The organism is Variovorax sp. DXTD-1 (assembly GCF_003984625.1).
Lineage (GTDB): Bacteria > Pseudomonadota > Gammaproteobacteria > Burkholderiales > Burkholderiaceae_C > Variovorax.
In genome coordinates, this window is record NZ_RWKH01000028.1 from 1 (window position 1) to 14,947 (window position 14,947).

The following is a 14,947-nucleotide window of genomic DNA, read 5'->3' on the forward strand; positions in this document are numbered from 1 at the left end:
GCCAGTGTTGTCGCGTATTCGGCGCCGCAGGCATTGCAGCCGGCGCTCTCGGGGCGCTCCGCGGTTGCCTCCCGAAAACGCAGGGGGCTCTTGTGGCCGTACACCACCCAGCAACGCGGGCAGTGCTCATGGCCGGCCGTGGGCAAGTAGGCGCGGGAGCGCTGTTCGGCACGCTCCTGCGTCACCGCAATGCCCTGCTGCAGGGCACGTGCAATTTCGCGCGCTGCCATGGTGTCGGTACGGCCGCTCGCGTGGTCGTTGATGCCGTAGACCGCACGCGCAAATTCAATGGGGGCTTGCCGGAGCAATGCGGCCAGGCGCAACTCGGCATGAGCCCGATCAACCAGCGTTGATCGCGTATTCATCAGATCGCTTATCAAGAAATTTGGAAAAGGTTTGCAGAGCGGCCAAGGTAGCACAACAACATGGCCATGGTCTTTGTCTGCTTACCGCAAGGACGATTGAGACACCGGGGAACCCGGTGAAAGCTCTGTTCAACAGACCCGGTGGTTGGCCGGAAGTTGAAACAGAAATTGGTAGGCGCGATTGGACTCGAACCAACGACCCCCACCATGTCAAGGTGGTGCTCTAACCAGCTGAGCTACGCGCCTAAGGATGTGTCCGAGAAGCAGCTATTGTAGCAGGAGAAAACGCGCTTTTTAGCGACGACGTGCAGATCGCACGCCGGCAATAGCGGTAACCACGCCAAGCACCTGCGCGAGCCGCGCCGCATCGGAGATTTCCACAGTGAAGGTCATCCACGCCGTGCCCTTCACCGATTGGGTCTGCACGCCGATCACGTTCATCTTCTCTCGTGCGAACACATCGGAGATATCGCGCAGCAAGCCCTGGCGGTCGGCCGCTTCCACGGCCACGTCGACCGCATACATCGGTGCTTCGCCGCCCTTGGCAGCGCCCCACTCGACATCGATCACGCGCTCGCCGTCGCGCGAAGCCATCATCCGGAAGTTGCTGCAGTCGGTGCGATGGACGCTCACGCCGTGGCCACGCGTCACGAATCCGCTGATGGCATCGGGCGGCGCGGGCTTGCAGCACTTGGCCAGCTGCGTCATCAATGAAGACACGCCCACCACCAGCACGCCGCCCTTGCCGGACTTTTCGCTCGCGCGCGGCTTCTTGAGCTGCACGCCGTCGTCGGGGTTGGGCGCAGGCTCCGGCGGACGCAGCAGCATCTCGATGTTGCGCAGCGAAAACTCGTCCTTGCCCACGACTTCGAACAGATGGTCCGCCGACTTGAACCCCAGCTGCGAAGCCAGGTCTTCCAGCCGCGTGGAGGTCTTGCCTTCGCGCTGCAGCAGCTTCTCGACGGCCTCGCGCCCGCGCGCCACGGTTTCGTGCGTGATCTGCGCGTTGAACCATGCGCGCACCTTCGCGCGGGCACGGTGGCTTGCAAGGTAGCCCAGTTCGGCGTTGAGCCAATCCCGCGAAGGACCGCCCTCCTTGGCCGCGATGATCTCGACCGTCTGCCCATTGGAGAGCGGCGTATTCAGCGGCACCATCGCCCCATCGACGCGCGCACCGCGACACCGGTGGCCGAGCGTGGTATGCACCGTGTAGGCAAAGTCGACCGGTGTCGCGCCCTGCGGCAGTTCGACAATGGCCGCGTCCGGCGTCAATACATAGATGCGATCGTCGAAGAGACCCTGGCCCTGCGAGCCACCCGAAAGATCGCGCTCCCACGCCAGCAGCTGCCGCAGCACGGCAATCTTCGCGTCGTATTCCCCGCTCGCCCAGACGCCCGCATAGCCCTTGTGCCCCGCTTCCTTGTAGGCCCAGTGCGCCGCCACGCCGTGTTCGGCATGGTCATGCATTTCTTCCGTGCGGATCTGGATCTCGATCGGCTTGCCGGGCTTGCCGTCGACCACCTCGCGCACCACGGTGTGCAGCGACTGGTATCCGTTGGGCTTTGGCCGCGCGATGTAGTCGTCGAACTCTTCGTCGATTGGCAGGAAGTGCGAGTGTACCCACGCCAGCGCCGCGTAGCAGTCCTTCACGTCGGGCACCACCACGCGCAGCGCGAGGATGTCGAAGACCTGCGCAAAGTCGAGCGACTTGCCGCGCATCTTCTTGACGATGCTGTAGATGTTCTTCGGCCGGCCCTGCACCGTTGCGCGCACGCCTTCGGCCTGCAGCTCGCGTTCGAGCTGCGAACGCAACTGCTCGACGTGGCCTTCGCGCTCGACGCGTTTCTCATCGAGAAGGCGCGCAATCAGCTTGTAGGTTTCGGGCTCCAGGAAGCGGAACGAGAGATCTTCGATCTCCCACTTCACCTGCCAGATACCCAGGCGATTGGCCAGCGGCGCAAACACCTGCAGCGATTCGCGCGCCACGCTCTCGGGCGCAGGCTGCTTGCTGGCCGCGGCATGCCGCAAGGTCTGCAGCCGCGAAGCCAGGCGCAGCATCACCACGCGCAGGTCGCGCGAAAACGCGAGCAGCATCTTGCGCACGTTCTCGGTCTGTGCGCCCGCGCCTTCGGACAGATGATGGCCCTGCGACGCCGACCGCGCCTGTTCCTGCACGCGAACCAGCTTGGTGGTTTCCACCGCCAGCGCCGCAAAGTTGTCGCCGAACACCTTGGCGATCACTTCCTGCGGGCGGTTGAGGTGCTGGCAGGCGTACACCAGGTAGCTCGCGGCCTGCATGGCCTCGGAGCCGCCCATCTTCGCGACGATGGCCGCAACCGCATCGGCGTGCGCCAGCGTGTTTTCGCCGGTATCGAGCTTTTCGTCGGCAATCAGCGGTTCGGCAAACGCCCGCGCGCGCGCGAGCATGTTCTCCATGACCGGGGTGCGATCGGCCGTTGCGGCGGACAAGGGATAGTCCACCATGAACGCGTCGGACGTGTTTGCCGTTTGAAGGCTGGAAGACTCGCGCTTCACGTGGGCCTCAATCGAACAGGAAGGATGTGACGGCGGAGACCTGCGCAGGGTCGATGAAGGTCGGTGCATGGCCCACGCCTTCGAACTCGATCAGCTTTGCGCACGGGCCGCACTCGGTCATGGCCAGGGCCGTTTCGCGCGAGAGCAGATCCGACTGGGCGCCGCGGGTCACGAGCGTGCGCGCGTCGATGGCGTCGTAAAGGCTCCACATCACACCGCCGCCCTGGGCCGCAGCCTCGGGCGTGATGGCGCGCAGCGCCACGGCAATGGCCGGATCGTAGTGAAGCACCCAGGGGCCTGCACCGTCGTCGTTGCCGGCTTCGAGCTTGCCCGACCCGTCGGCCGTGCGCTGCGATGCCGGCACCACCATGTGCTGCGACAAGGCAAGCCATTGAGCCGGCGTGTGCGGGCCGAAAGTGGTCGAGATCGACCACATGGCGTCGGCTGCCTGCTGCACGCTGCCGTAGCGGCCGCCCTGCCCCACGTAGGCGCCAATGCGCTGAAGGGCCCTGGCTTCGATCGTCGGGCCGACGTCGTTCACGATGAAGCGGCGTATCGGCCTGGCCAGCGGCAATTGCTTGTGGCCCGCCAGCACAAAGCCGATCAGCCCGCCCATGCTGGTACCCAGATAGTCGAAGGTATCGATCGGCTGTTGGCGGTGCAGCTGCGCCACCAGCGCCAGCATGTCGGCCGCATAGACGGGCACCTGGTAAAGCGCCGGGTCGCGCAGCCAGTCGCTCCGGCCGCGCCCCGCAACATCGGGACAGACCACGCGCACATTGCCGCCGGCGCGCGCCACGATAGCCTGGGCCAGCACGTCGAAATCGCGCCCTTGCCGCGTGAGCCCGTGCACGCACATCACCACATGCGCACTGCGCGCATCGCCCCATTGCCAATAGGCCATGCGATGGCCGCCCTGGGCGTCCTCGCACGCCACGTGATGAAGCGTAGGGTCGGTCATGAAAACGAAGTCGTCCTGGTGCGGATAATGGTCTCGTCGCATCCTAATTCATCCGGAGATTGATCTTCATGCTCAAAGGCAAAACCGCGCTTGTCACGGGGTCCACCAGCGGCATTGGCTTTGCCATTGCCAAGGCACTTGCACAGCAAGGCGCACACATCGTGCTCAACGGCTTTGGCGATGCCGAGGCTCCCAAGTCGCAGATCGAGGCGCTCGGCGTGCGCGCCGAATACCACGGCGCCGACATGAGCAAGCCCGACCAGATCGAAGACATGATGAAGTTCGCCGCGGCCAGGTTCGGCCGCGTCGACATCCTCGTGAACAATGCCGGCATCCAGCACGTGGCAAAGGTCGAAGACTTTCCGCCCGAACTTTGGGACGCGATCATCGCAATCAACCTTACCAGCGCGTTCCATACGACACGGCTTGCAATTCCGGCCATGCGCGAAGCCAACTGGGGGCGCATCGTCAACGTGGCGTCGGCCCACGGGCTGGTCGCCTCGGCGCAGAAGTCGGCCTACGTGGCGGCCAAGCACGGCATCGTCGGCTTCACCAAGTCGGTTGCGCTCGAAACCGCGACCACCGGCATCACCAGCAATGCAATCTGCCCGGGCTGGGTGCTGACCCAGCTGGTGCAAAAGCAGATCGACGACCGCGCCGCGCGCGAAGGCATCTCGGCCAAGCAGGCGCAAAACGAGCTGCTGGGAGAAAAGCAGCCTTCGCTGCAATTCACTACGGTCGAGCAGCTCGGCGGCCTGGCAGTATTCCTGTGCTCGCCCGCCGCCGACCAGGTGCGCGGCGTGGCCTGGCAAATGGACGGCGGCTGGACGGCCCAGTGATCAGCGCGAAGCGGCCGGCGCGCCGGCCGCGCTTGCTTCTCCTTATTTGAGCTGCACCGACCCCGACACGTTCACGACCACGCTGGTTTTCCCGGCTTCCACCGGAACCGGCGCATCGGCGGAAAAAGACTTGGCGGATGCCGCCATGACGCGCGGCCGGATCGGGCCGTTGTCGTTCGCGTTCACCGAGACTTCGCGCAGCGTGTAGCCCCCGAAGCCGAAGCCCTTGGCCAGTTCGGTGGCCTTCTGCTTGAAGTTCTCGATGGCGATCGTCTGAGCCTCGGTCTCGCTCTTGGCGCGCTGCTCGCGGCTCAGTGCAAAGCCCACATTGCCAACGTTGAGCGTGGTGATGCGCCCCGCGGTCTGGGTGATGCGCGGAAAGTCGCGGCCCTCGAGCACCATTTCAGCGGAGCCCTGCCAGCCGTTGATCTTGCCTTCGCGCGTGTAGCGCGGCGACAGGCTGAAGTTGCCCGTGCGCACATCGAGCTGGCCAGGCTGGGCGTTCTTCTTCGCTTCGGCCAGTGCTGCGTCCACCACGGCCTTGAGCTGCGACTGAACAGTGGCGGCGTCGGTGGCGTCGCGCGTGGTGGTGAGCGTCATGCTCAGCAGATCCTGCTGCACTTCGACCGTGCCCGAGGCGGTGAGCTGCAGCACGTTCTGCGGCGGGGCGGCCATGTTCTGGGCCATGGCGGTGCTTGCGGCCCCAGCCGCGGCCAACGCGACGCAAGCCGCGATCAGTTTGATTTTTTTCAAGACGAGATACTCCCTGGATTGGTACTCAAGACGCCAAAACGCGCCGCGTCGCCTCAGCGGCGCTGGCTGCGTGGCAAGGTCAGCGCGCGGCTGGCCGAAATCGGCGCCGGCGCGATTCGCTCGGCCGGCTGCGATTCTGCCGAATTCGGCCGCGGGGGGGTGCCGGGGGGCGTCCACTGCCTTCGCACCTGCTGCCGCAATTCGAAGAGCTCGGCCGCCGTGAGGCGCCGGCCGGCGGCGGCCTCTTCCCGCCGAATCTCGTCGCGTTGGGCCGCACGGTGGGCGGCAACCGCTTCGCGCACTTCGCTCCGGCGCAGGTCGCCAACTTTGAGAAAGTCGCCGGCCACAGCCAAGGCAGGGCCACAGCCGCAGGCAACGATGATCGGAAACGCGGAAAGAAGAGTTCTCATTGAACGAAAGTCATCAATGAAATGGACTTTGCCACCGCCGCGCTAACGTCGGATGACTAGACAGCGAGCGACCGCAAGTTTTGTAACTTAGTGTCAAACCATAAGTAAAACCGGCTCAACGAGGGCCTAACGCCTTCAGAATCGGCGCTGTTACAAATTCAACGTTGTAGAAATGACTCAAGTTCCCGCTCGCACTGACAAGATCGTGATCGTCGACGACGACGCCCGCATCCGCGACCTGCTTCGCCGCTACCTGACCCAGGAAGGTTTCGAAGTGATCGTGGCCGAGGACGGCAAGGCGCTCAACCGCATCCTGCTGCGCGACACGGTCGACCTGATCGTGCTCGACCTGATGATGCCCGGCGAAGACGGCCTTTCGGTCTGCCGACGCCTTCGCGCCGCCAACGACCGCACGCCGATCATCATGCTCACCGCCAAGGGCGAAGACGTCGACCGCATCGTCGGCCTCGAGGTCGGCGCCGACGACTACCTTGGCAAGCCCTTCAACCCCCGCGAACTGCTGGCCCGCGTGCACGCGGTGCTGCGCCGCCGTCCGCCGCTCGAGGCACCGGGCGCCCCTTCCACCGAGAACGAAACCGTGACCTTCGGGCCGTTTGCGTTCGACCTCGGTTCGCGCACGCTCAAGAAGGACGGCGAGGAGCTTTCGCTGACCACCGGCGAATTCGCGATGCTGAAGGCACTGGTGCGCCATCCGCGCCAGCCGCTGTCGCGCGAAAAGCTCGCCCAGTTGGCCCGCGGCCGCGAGTTCGAGCCCTTCGACCGCAGCCTCGACGTGCAGATCTCGCGCCTGCGCAAGCTGGTCGAAGCCGACGCCGCGGCGCCCCGCTACATTCAGACGGTGTGGGGCGTAGGCTACGTGTTCGTGCCGGACGGCGCGGCCTGATCGACGTTCAGAGGTGGCCATCGGCCTGCAATCCGCCAGACCCAGCCCAGCCCAGGAGGACGGCGCCCAGGTCACGATGCCCAGCCCTCTCGAGGGCACCGGCCAGCGTGACCGGCGACCGGGCCTGAAGCTCGGCTTCAGCCTTTTCTGGCGCACATTCTTCCTGCTCGCACTGCTGCTGATCGGCTGTACGGTTGCCTGGCTGCAGACTTTTCGCTCGCTCGAATACGAGCCACGCGCCATCCAGACCGCGCACCAGATCGCCTCGCTCGTGAACCTCACGCGCGCGGCGCTGGTGTATTCGGACGCGATCACGCGGGTGTCGCTCATCAAGACGCTGGCCGACCAGGAAGGCGTGCGCATCCTCCCGCGCGAGCCCAACGACCGGTTTCAGCCCTACACCAGCGGCGCACTCGACCAGCGGGTGACCGAAGAGTTGATCGACCAGCTCGGCGAGGGCACCACCGTGGCCAGCCGCGTCAACGACGAGCCGGGCCTGTGGATCGGCTTCACCATCGAGAGCGACGCCTACTGGCTGCTGCTCGACCCGACCCGCTTCAGCCGCGTGGGCGGCCGCACCTGGCTGGTGTGGCTCAGCACGGCCATGGCGCTCTCGCTGGCCGGCGCGGCGCTGATCACCCGGCTGATCAACCTGCCCCTCAAGCAGCTTTCGCGCGCCACCATGCAGGTGCGCGAAGGCGAATACGAGGCGCACCGGCTCGACGAGCGTGCCCGCACCAACGAGATCCGCGCGGTGAACATCGGCTTCAACCGCATGGCCGACCAGCTCGCCAAGATCGAGCAGGACCGCGCCATCATGCTGGCCGGCATCTCGCACGACCTGCGCACGCCGCTGGCGCGCCTGCGGCTCGAAACCGAGATGAGCGTGGCCGACGAAGACGCGCGCGACCACATGGCGGCCGACATCGCCCAGCTCGACGCCATCATCGACAAGTTTCTCGACTACGCGCGCCCCGACCATGTCGATCCCAAGCCCGTGCTCCTGCGCGACGTGGTCGATGCCTGCACCTATGCCGTGCAGGACTACGAAGAAATGAACATCCGGGTCGACGTGCCGCCCGACCTGCGCGTGATGGGCGACGAGGTCGAGCTCACCCGCGTGATCTCCAACCTGGTGGAAAACGCCCGGCGCTACGGCAAGACGCCTTCCACCGGCGTGGCCGACGTGGTGATCCAGGCACAAGCCAACAACGATGCGGTGCTGATCAAGGTGCGGGACCACGGCGCGGGCGTCGAGCCCGCCCTGCTCTCGCAGCTGACCAAGCCCTTCTTCCGGGGCGACGTGGCGCGCACCTCGGCGGCCGGCGCCGGCCTCGGCCTGTCGATCGTCGCCAAGAACATCGAGCGCATGGGCGGCACCTTCGCGCTCACCAGCACGCCGGGACGCGGCCTTGCGGCACACATCCGCATGCCGCGCGCCATGCCGGCGGTGCAAAAACCTGCGGAAGCGCCCGGTCGACGGGCGTGATTCACCGGAGGTTCAGCGGTGAAGCAGCACCACCGCGCGGGCTTCCATCGCCCGGCCCTCGCCGACCGGGCCGAGCTTTTCGGCCGTCTTGGCCTTCACATTGACCTGATCGGTCGCGAGCCCCAGCGTCTGCGCAATACGTTGGCACATTGCCGGAATATGCGGCGCCAGCTTGGGCGCCTGCGCGATCACCGTGCTGTCGACATTGCCGATTTCCCAGCCCGCGGCGCGCACGCGGCGTGCCGCTTCGCCCAGCAGCACAGCGGAATCGGCGCCGCGAAACTGCGCGTCGGTATCGGGGAAATGCCGGCCGATGTCGCCCAGGCCCGCCGCGCCGAACAACGCATCGGTAATGGCATGCAGCAGCACGTCGGCATCCGAATGCCCCAGCAGGCCGGTGGTGTGTGGCACCTCGACGCCGCCCAGAATCAGCTTGCGCCCCGCCACGAGCTGGTGAACATCCCACCCCTCGCCGACGCGAATATTGAATGGCGCTGTCATGCCGCGGCCTTCTTGCGGCCGAGCAGAACCGCTTCGGCCAGCACAAAGTCTTCGGGAAAAGTCACCTTGAAATTCTGCGCGCTGCCCGGCACCAGCAGCGGCGAAAGGCCGACGGCCTCGATGGCGCCGGCTTCGTCCGTCACCGCATCGCCCGCCCGCTCCAGCGCATCGAGCAGCATGCCGATGCGGAACATCTGCGGCGTCTGGGCCAGCCACTTGTCGGCGCGCGGCAGCGTTTGCGAGACCCGGCTGTCGCCCGAAGATACTTTCAGCGTGTCTGCCAGCCGATGCGCCAGCAACCCGCCGACGGCATCGTGTTCGCAGGCCGCAATCAGCGCCTCGATCTGGCTCGACGTGACGAGACAGCGCGCCGCATCGTGCACCAGCACCCAGTCGTGCGCCCCGGCGCCCCTCTGCCGCAGCGCCGCGAGACCATTGCGCACCGTGGCCGCGCGCGTCACGCCACCCACCTGCAGCAGGAACTCGCCCGTTGCCGGAAAGCGCGGCAGCGCCGCCTGCACGTCGCGGTCATCCGGCGACACCACCACCGCCAGGCCGGCAAAGCGGCCCGCCAGCGCGCGGAAAGCCTCCACCGTGTGGGCCACCATCGATGTCCCCGCCAGCCGCTGGTATTGCTTGGGCTGCGCGCCACCCGCACGGTGGCCGAAACCGGCACAAGGAATCAGCACGAAAAGTCGGGAGGAAGACATGAGGTTTGGCACCGGCCAACGGCCGCCAAGCGAATAAGGGACCGCCATTCTAGAATCGACCGTCTCACACCCCTCGCCAGCGGCGCGGGGTGTTCTGCATTTTCAAAGCGTTCCATGGACCTCCCCCTCCTCACGGCGGGCAAGCGATTCACGCTGCCGCGTCCTCCTCTGTCGGCCGATGCCTTGCTGCTGGCGCAACTGGGCATGCGCGAGAAGGCAGCGGGCCGCGCCACCGCGGTGTTCACGGCGGACGCCAACGATGCCCAGCGCCTGATCGACGAAATGGCGTTCTTCGCGCCGGAGCTGCGCTGCGCCCTCTTCCCCGATTGGGAAACGCTGCCCTACGACAGCTTTTCGCCCCACCAGGACCTGATCAGCGAGCGGCTCGCCACGCTCTGGCGCATCAGCCAGAAAGAAGCCGACGTGGTGCTAGTGCCCGCCACCACAGCGCTCTACCGGCTGGCGCCGCCCGCCTTCCTGGCCGGCTACACCTTTCACTTCAAGGCCAAGCAGAAGCTCGAGGAATCGAAGCTCAAGGCCCAGCTCACGCTGGCCGGCTACAGCCACGTGACGCAGGTGGTGAGCCCCGGCGAGTACGCGGTGCGCGGCGGCCTCATCGACCTGTTTCCCATGGGCTCGCTCGTGCCCTACCGCGTCGACCTGTTCGACGACGAGATCGACTCGATCCGCACCTTCGACCCCGACACCCAGCGCAGCCTTTATCCCGTGCCCGAGGTGCGGCTGCTGCCGGGCCGCGAGTTCCCGATGGACGACGACGCCCGCGCGCGCTTTAGAAGCCGCTGGCGCGAGCTGCTCGAGGGAGACCCGACCAAGAGCCGCATCTACAAGGACATGGGCAACGGCGTGGCCACCGCCGGCATCGAGTACTACCTGCCGCTGTTCTTCGACGAGACGGCCACGGTGTTCGACTACTTCGGTCCCGACGCCACCGTGGTGCTGCACGGCGATCTCGAACCCGCGTTCCAGCATTTCTGGCAAGACACCAACGAGCGCTACCGACTGGTGCGCGGCGACCCCGAGCGGCCGGCGCTGCCGCCCGAGGCGCTGTTTCTCAATGCCGAGCAGTTCTACCAACGCGCCAAGCCGCATGCGCAGCTCGCCATCCGAGGCGACATCGCCGCCGAAACGCCGTATGCGGAATTCGACAGGCTCCCGCCGTTCGCGGTGGTGCGCGGGGCCGAAGATCCGCTCGTCGGCCTCAAGGCCCACATCAAGGCAACCCCGCACCGGGTGCTGCTGATTGCCGAAAGCGAAGGCCGGCGCGAAAGCCTGCTCGACTTTCTTCGTGCCAGCGGCGTGAGCCCGCCGGCCTTCGACTCGCTGGCCGAGTTCGAGGCCTCCGCCGACGAGAAGATCGGCATCGCCACCGCCGCGCTGGCCTCGGGCTTCGCGTGGCGCGAACAGGGCATCGACCTCGTCACCGAAACCGAGCTCTTCGCGACCGCGCCCACCACCCGCCGCCGCAACAAGAAGCAGGAACAGGTCAGCGACGTCGAGGCGCTGATCAAGGATCTGTCCGAGCTCAATGTCGGCGACCCGGTGGTCCACACGGCCCACGGCATCGGCCGCTATCGCGGCCTCATCCACATGGACCTGGGCCAGGGCGTCGATGCCGAAGGCAAGCCGCTGCTGCAGGAAATGCTGCACCTGGAATACGCCGACAAGGCCACGCTCTACGTGCCCGTTTCGCAGTTGCACCAGATCAGCCGCTACACCGGCGTGAGTGCCGACGAGGCCCCGCTGCACAAGCTGGGCTCCGGCCAATGGGAAAAGGCCAAGCGCAAGGCTGCCGAGCAGGTGCGCGACTCCGCTGCCGAGCTGCTCAACATCTACGCGCGCCGGGCCGCCCGGCAAGGCCACGCCTTCCGCTATTCGGCCGCCGATTACGAGGTGTTCGCCAACGACTTCGGTTTTCAGGAAACAGCCGACCAGAAGGCCGCGATCCATGCCGTGGTGCAGGACATGATCTCGCCGCAGCCGATGGACCGCCTGGTCTGCGGCGACGTGGGCTTCGGCAAGACCGAGGTGGCGCTGCGCGCCGCGTTCATCGCCATCACCGGCGGCAAGCAGGTGGCGTTTCTCGCGCCCACCACGCTGCTGGCCGAGCAGCACTACCAGACGCTGGTCGACCGCTTCGCCAAGTGGCCGGTCAAGGTGGCGGAAATGAGCCGCTTCCGTTCGGCCAAGGAAATCACCGCGGCGGCCAAGGGCCTGGCTGAAGGCACGGTCGACATCGTGGTCGGCACGCACAAGCTGCTCTCGCAATCGGTCAAGTTCAAGAACCTGGGCCTGCTCATCATCGACGAGGAGCACCGTTTCGGCGTGCGCCATAAAGAAGCGATGAAGGCGATGCGCGCCGAGGTCGACGTGCTCACCCTCACCGCCACGCCGATTCCGCGCACGCTGGGCATGGCTCTCGAAGGCCTGCGTGACCTGAGCGTGATTGCCACCGCGCCGCAGCGGCGCCTGGCCATCAAGACCTTCGTGCGCAACGAGGGCACCGGCGTGATCCGCGAAGCCGTGCTGCGCGAACTGAAGCGCGGCGGGCAGGTGTATTTCCTGCACAACGAGGTCGAGACCATCGAGAACCGGCGCCAGAAGCTCGAAGAGATTCTTCCGGAAGCGCGCATTGCCGTGGCCCACGGCCAGATGCCCGAACGCGAGCTGGAGCGCGTGATGCGCGACTTCGTGGCGCAGCGCTACAACCTGCTCTTGTGCTCGACCATCATCGAGACCGGCATCGACGTGCCGACCGCCAACACCATCGTGATGAGCCGCGCCGACAAGTTCGGCCTCGCGCAGCTGCACCAGCTGCGCGGCCGCGTCGGGCGCTCGCACCATCAGGCCTATGCCTACCTGATGGTGCCCGACACCGAGGGTCTGACCAAGCAAGCGGCCCAGCGGCTCGACGCCATCCAGCAGATGGAAGAACTGGGCTCCGGCTTCTACCTGGCCATGCACGACCTGGAGATTCGCGGCACCGGCGAAGTGCTGGGCGAGAACCAGAGCGGCAACATGATGGAGATCGGCTTCCAGCTCTACAACGAGATGCTGAGCGAAGCCGTGCGTGCGCTCAAGGCCGGGCAGGAGCCCGACCTGCTGTCGCCGCTGTCGGTCACCACCGAGATCAACCTGCACGCGCCCGCTCTCTTGCCCGACGACTACTGCGGCGACGTGCACCTGCGCCTCTCCTTCTACAAGAAGCTGGCCACCGCCAAGACTCCAGAGCAGATCGACACGCTGCTGGAAGAAATCGTCGACCGGTTCGGCAAGCTGCCTCCGCAGGCGCAGACGCTCATCGACACGCATCGGCTGCGCGTGCTCGCAAGGCCGTACGGCGTGGTCAAGGTCGATGCGGCACCCGGTGTGATCCACATCACCTTCAAGAAAGATCCGCCGGTCGATTCGATGGCCATCATCCACCTGATCCAGAAGAACAAACACATCAAGCTCGCCGGCAACGAAAAGCTGCGCATCGAGCGCGAACTGAAAGAGCCGAAGGACCGCGCACAGATGGTGCGCGACGTACTGCGCAGCCTCGGCCAACCCATCGTCAAGGAAACCGCCCCCGCATGAGCGCTACAGAAATTTCTCCCGGCCTCGTCATTCAGCGCGTGAAGCCGCCGCTGAAGCTTGCCGACTTCAAGCTGATCGCGTTCGACATGGATTCGACGCTGATCAACATCGAGTGCATCGACGAGATTGCCGATGCCGTGGGCAAGAAGGCCGAGGTGGCGGCCATTACCGAAGCCACGATGCGCGGCGAGATCAAGGACTTCAAGGAAAGCCTGCGGCGGCGCGTGGCGCTGCTGAAGGGCGTGCCGGTCGAGGCGCTGCAGCAGGTGTACGACCAGCGTCTGAAGCTCAACCCGGGCGCAGCCGAGCTGGTCGCGGCCTGCAAGGCGGCCGGGCTCAAGGTGCTGCTGGTGTCGGGCGGCTTCACGTTCTTTGCCAACCGGGTGAAAGACCGCCTGGGCATCGACTTCGCACGCTCCAACCTGCTCGATGAAGCCGATGGCCAGCTCACCGGCCAAGTGGTGACGCAAAGCTGGGGCGACATCTGCGACGGCGCCGAGAAGCGCCGCACGCTGCTCGAAGTCGCGTCGCTCATGGGCATTTCTCCGCAGGAGACCATTGCCGTGGGCGACGGCGCCAACGACCTGCCGATGATGGGCGAGGCCGGCCTCTCCGTGGCCTACCACGCCAAGCCGAAGGTGCGCGAGCAAGCCATGGTGGCCATCAACGAGGGCGGCCTGGACAGAGTGCTGGAGATCCTGAAATGACCGACGCAACCGCCCCGCTCTACAGTGCAGATGCACTCAGGGACTACGGCAGCGCATTGCTGCAGAAGGCCGGCCTCGACGCCTCGATGGCCGACAGCGTTGCCCGCACCCTGGTCGAAGGCGACCTGCTGGGCCACGACACGCACGGCCTCGCCTTGCTGGCCGGCTACGTGAAAGAGATCGAATCCGGCGGCATGACGCCGGACGGCGCTCCGGAGGTTCTGTCTGATCGGCCCGCCGCCGTGCTGTGGGACGGCAAGCGCCTGCCCGGCCCTTGGCTCATGGACCAGGGCATGGACATGCTGCTCCCGCGTGCCCGCGAACTCGGCACTGCATCGCTCGTGATCCGCCGCAGCCATCACATCGCCTGCCTGGCCGTCTACATGCTGCGCGCGCTGCAGGAAGACATGCTGATGCTGCTCGCCTGCTCCGACCCCAACACGGCCAGCGTCGCGCCTTTCGGCGGCACGCAGGCGGTGTTCACGCCCAATCCGCTGGCCATGGGCTTTCCGCTGTCGCAAGGCGGCGTGATGGTCGACATTTCGGCTTCCATCACCACCAACGGCATGAGCAACCGCAAGCGCGCGGCCGGCGAGACTTTTGCCGGAGAATGGCTGATCGACGCCGCCGGCAAGCCCACGAACAACCCGCAGGTGCTGTTCGACCAGCCGCCCGGCACGCTGCTGCCGGTCGGCGGGCTGAGCCACGGCCACAAGGGTTATGGAATGGCATTGCTGGTCGAAACGCTGACCGCCGGCCTCGCAGGCCACGGCCGGGCCGATCCGCCCGAAGGCTGGGGTGCGACGGTGCACATCACGCTGCACGATCTGCAAGCGTTCGGCGGCAAGGAGGCTTTCTTGCGCCAGATGGACCACGTGGCGGCCCAGTGCCGCAACAACGCGCCCATCGATCCGGCGAAACCGGTGCGCCTGCCCGGCGAAGGCGGCTTGAAGCGCCGTGAAATCCAATCGACGAACGGGGTGCAGTTGCACCCGTCGATTGCGCGTGCGCTGAAGGATGCAGAGCAGCGCTACGGGCTGCAACTCGCGCAGGCGCTGATCTAGGAAGCGGTCTGCGATCTATTTGACGTTGCGCTGTTCAGTTCAGGGCGGCGCACCAGCAGCCTGTCCAGGTGCACAGGCCATCGGGTGCTCCCCGCAGCGAAATAAAGGAGGA

13 protein-coding genes and 1 tRNA gene are annotated in these 14,947 nt (G+C 66.1%); 6 read left to right on the forward strand and 8 right to left on the reverse strand.

Going from position 1 to position 14,947, the window contains the following annotated elements; genetic code table 11:
* From EJI00_RS22120 to EJI00_RS22135, 4 genes are all read right to left on the reverse strand, one after another.
* The coding region (locus EJI00_RS22120; RefSeq protein ID WP_260590817.1) for a hypothetical protein at nt 1-365 on the reverse strand (365 nt) is incomplete at its 3' end.
* Nucleotides 366-534: 169 nt separating this feature from the next.
* A tRNA-Val gene (locus EJI00_RS22125) sits at nt 535-611 on the reverse strand.
* A 48-nt stretch (nt 612-659) separates the two neighbouring features.
* The gene (locus EJI00_RS22130) at nt 660-2,849 is read right to left on the reverse strand and encodes a RelA/SpoT family protein (RefSeq protein WP_260590819.1); all 2,190 of its coding nucleotides are present in this window, start codon (nt 2,847-2,849) and stop codon (nt 660-662) included.
* A gap of 58 nt (nt 2,850-2,907) precedes the next feature.
* Nucleotides 2,908-3,903, reverse strand: a complete 996-nt coding sequence (locus tag EJI00_RS22135) for an alpha/beta fold hydrolase (RefSeq protein WP_126749634.1) — start codon at nt 3,901-3,903, stop codon at nt 2,908-2,910.
* 26 nt (nt 3,904-3,929) lie between these two features.
* On the opposite strand from EJI00_RS22135, the gene EJI00_RS22140 reads away from it, so the two are divergent.
* Nucleotides 3,930-4,700 (forward strand): 3-hydroxybutyrate dehydrogenase, encoded by a 771-nt coding sequence (locus tag EJI00_RS22140; RefSeq protein WP_126749635.1) that lies wholly within the window; start codon nt 3,930-3,932, stop codon nt 4,698-4,700.
* 42 nt (nt 4,701-4,742) lie between these two features.
* Here the strand turns inward: EJI00_RS22140 and EJI00_RS22145 are convergent, their stop codons facing one another.
* Both EJI00_RS22145 and EJI00_RS22150 read right to left on the reverse strand, forming a co-directional pair.
* The gene (locus EJI00_RS22145; protein ID WP_126749636.1) at nt 4,743-5,453 is read right to left on the reverse strand and encodes an SIMPL domain-containing protein; all 711 of its coding nucleotides are present in this window, start codon (nt 5,451-5,453) and stop codon (nt 4,743-4,745) included.
* Between the two features lie 53 nt (nt 5,454-5,506).
* The gene (locus EJI00_RS22150) at nt 5,507-5,863 is read right to left on the reverse strand and encodes a hypothetical protein (RefSeq protein WP_126749637.1); all 357 of its coding nucleotides are present in this window, start codon (nt 5,861-5,863) and stop codon (nt 5,507-5,509) included.
* A gap of 172 nt (nt 5,864-6,035) precedes the next feature.
* Here EJI00_RS22150 and ompR point away from each other — a divergent pair, with 172 nt between their 5' ends.
* Both ompR and EJI00_RS22160 read left to right on the forward strand, forming a co-directional pair.
* A complete protein-coding gene (gene ompR, locus EJI00_RS22155; protein WP_126749638.1) occupies nt 6,036-6,767 on the forward strand; it encodes a two-component system response regulator OmpR in 732 nt (243 codons plus the stop codon).
* Nucleotides 6,768-6,843: 76 nt separating this feature from the next.
* Nucleotides 6,844-8,256 carry a sensor histidine kinase gene (locus EJI00_RS22160; protein ID WP_126749639.1) on the forward strand — a complete coding sequence of 471 codons (1,413 nt, stop codon included), beginning with the start codon at nt 6,844-6,846 and terminating at the stop codon, nt 8,254-8,256.
* Nucleotides 8,257-8,268: 12 nt separating this feature from the next.
* Here EJI00_RS22160 and ispF read toward each other — a convergent pair whose 3' ends face one another.
* Together ispF and ispD are read right to left on the reverse strand one after the other, a co-directional pair.
* Nucleotides 8,269-8,757: a 2-C-methyl-D-erythritol 2,4-cyclodiphosphate synthase gene (ispF, locus tag EJI00_RS22165; protein ID WP_126749640.1), complete on the reverse strand. Its 489-nt coding sequence runs from the start codon at nt 8,755-8,757 to the stop codon at nt 8,269-8,271.
* The gene (gene ispD, locus EJI00_RS22170; protein ID WP_126749641.1) at nt 8,754-9,467 is read right to left on the reverse strand and encodes a 2-C-methyl-D-erythritol 4-phosphate cytidylyltransferase; all 714 of its coding nucleotides are present in this window, start codon (nt 9,465-9,467) and stop codon (nt 8,754-8,756) included. Before ispD ends, ispF begins: the two co-directional genes overlap by 4 nt.
* Nucleotides 9,468-9,581: 114 nt before the next feature.
* On the opposite strand from ispD, the gene mfd reads away from it, so the two are divergent.
* From mfd to EJI00_RS22185, 3 genes are read left to right on the forward strand one after another with little or no spacing between them, the layout of a single operon-like run.
* Nucleotides 9,582-13,064: a transcription-repair coupling factor gene (gene mfd / locus EJI00_RS22175; protein ID WP_126749642.1), complete on the forward strand. Its 3,483-nt coding sequence runs from the start codon at nt 9,582-9,584 to the stop codon at nt 13,062-13,064.
* Complete coding sequence (gene serB, locus EJI00_RS22180; protein WP_126749643.1) at nt 13,061-13,771, forward strand: phosphoserine phosphatase SerB; 711 nt, start codon at nt 13,061-13,063, stop codon at nt 13,769-13,771. The genes mfd and serB overlap by 4 nt, the downstream gene beginning before the upstream one ends.
* Nucleotides 13,768-14,835, forward strand: coding sequence for an Ldh family oxidoreductase (locus EJI00_RS22185; protein WP_126749644.1), 1,068 nt, complete (start codon nt 13,768-13,770; stop codon nt 14,833-14,835). Before serB ends, EJI00_RS22185 begins: the two co-directional genes overlap by 4 nt.
* Nucleotides 14,836-14,947 lie beyond the last annotated feature (112 nt).

Bases quoted from the DNA above. Each gene is read 5' to 3' on its own strand.
- EJI00_RS22130 (WP_260590819.1), bottom strand. From the start codon at position 2,849: ATGGTGGACTATCCCTTGTCCGCCGCAACGGCCGATCGCACCCCGGTC.
- EJI00_RS22135 (WP_126749634.1), bottom strand. From the start codon at position 3,903: ATGCGACGAGACCATTATCCGCACCAGGACGACTTCGTTTTCATGACC.
- EJI00_RS22140 (WP_126749635.1), top strand. From the start codon at position 3,930: ATGCTCAAAGGCAAAACCGCGCTTGTCACGGGGTCCACCAGCGGCATT.
- EJI00_RS22150 (WP_126749637.1), bottom strand. From the start codon at position 5,863: ATGAGAACTCTTCTTTCCGCGTTTCCGATCATCGTTGCCTGCGGCTGT.
- ompR (WP_126749638.1), top strand. From the start codon at position 6,036: ATGACTCAAGTTCCCGCTCGCACTGACAAGATCGTGATCGTCGACGAC.
- EJI00_RS22160 (WP_126749639.1), top strand. From the start codon at position 6,844: ATGCCCAGCCCTCTCGAGGGCACCGGCCAGCGTGACCGGCGACCGGGC.
- ispF (WP_126749640.1), bottom strand. From the start codon at position 8,757: ATGACAGCGCCATTCAATATTCGCGTCGGCGAGGGGTGGGATGTTCAC.
- ispD (WP_126749641.1), bottom strand. From the start codon at position 9,467: ATGTCTTCCTCCCGACTTTTCGTGCTGATTCCTTGTGCCGGTTTCGGC.
- mfd (WP_126749642.1), top strand. From the start codon at position 9,582: ATGGACCTCCCCCTCCTCACGGCGGGCAAGCGATTCACGCTGCCGCGT.
- serB (WP_126749643.1), top strand. From the start codon at position 13,061: ATGAGCGCTACAGAAATTTCTCCCGGCCTCGTCATTCAGCGCGTGAAG.
- EJI00_RS22185 (WP_126749644.1), top strand. From the start codon at position 13,768: ATGACCGACGCAACCGCCCCGCTCTACAGTGCAGATGCACTCAGGGAC.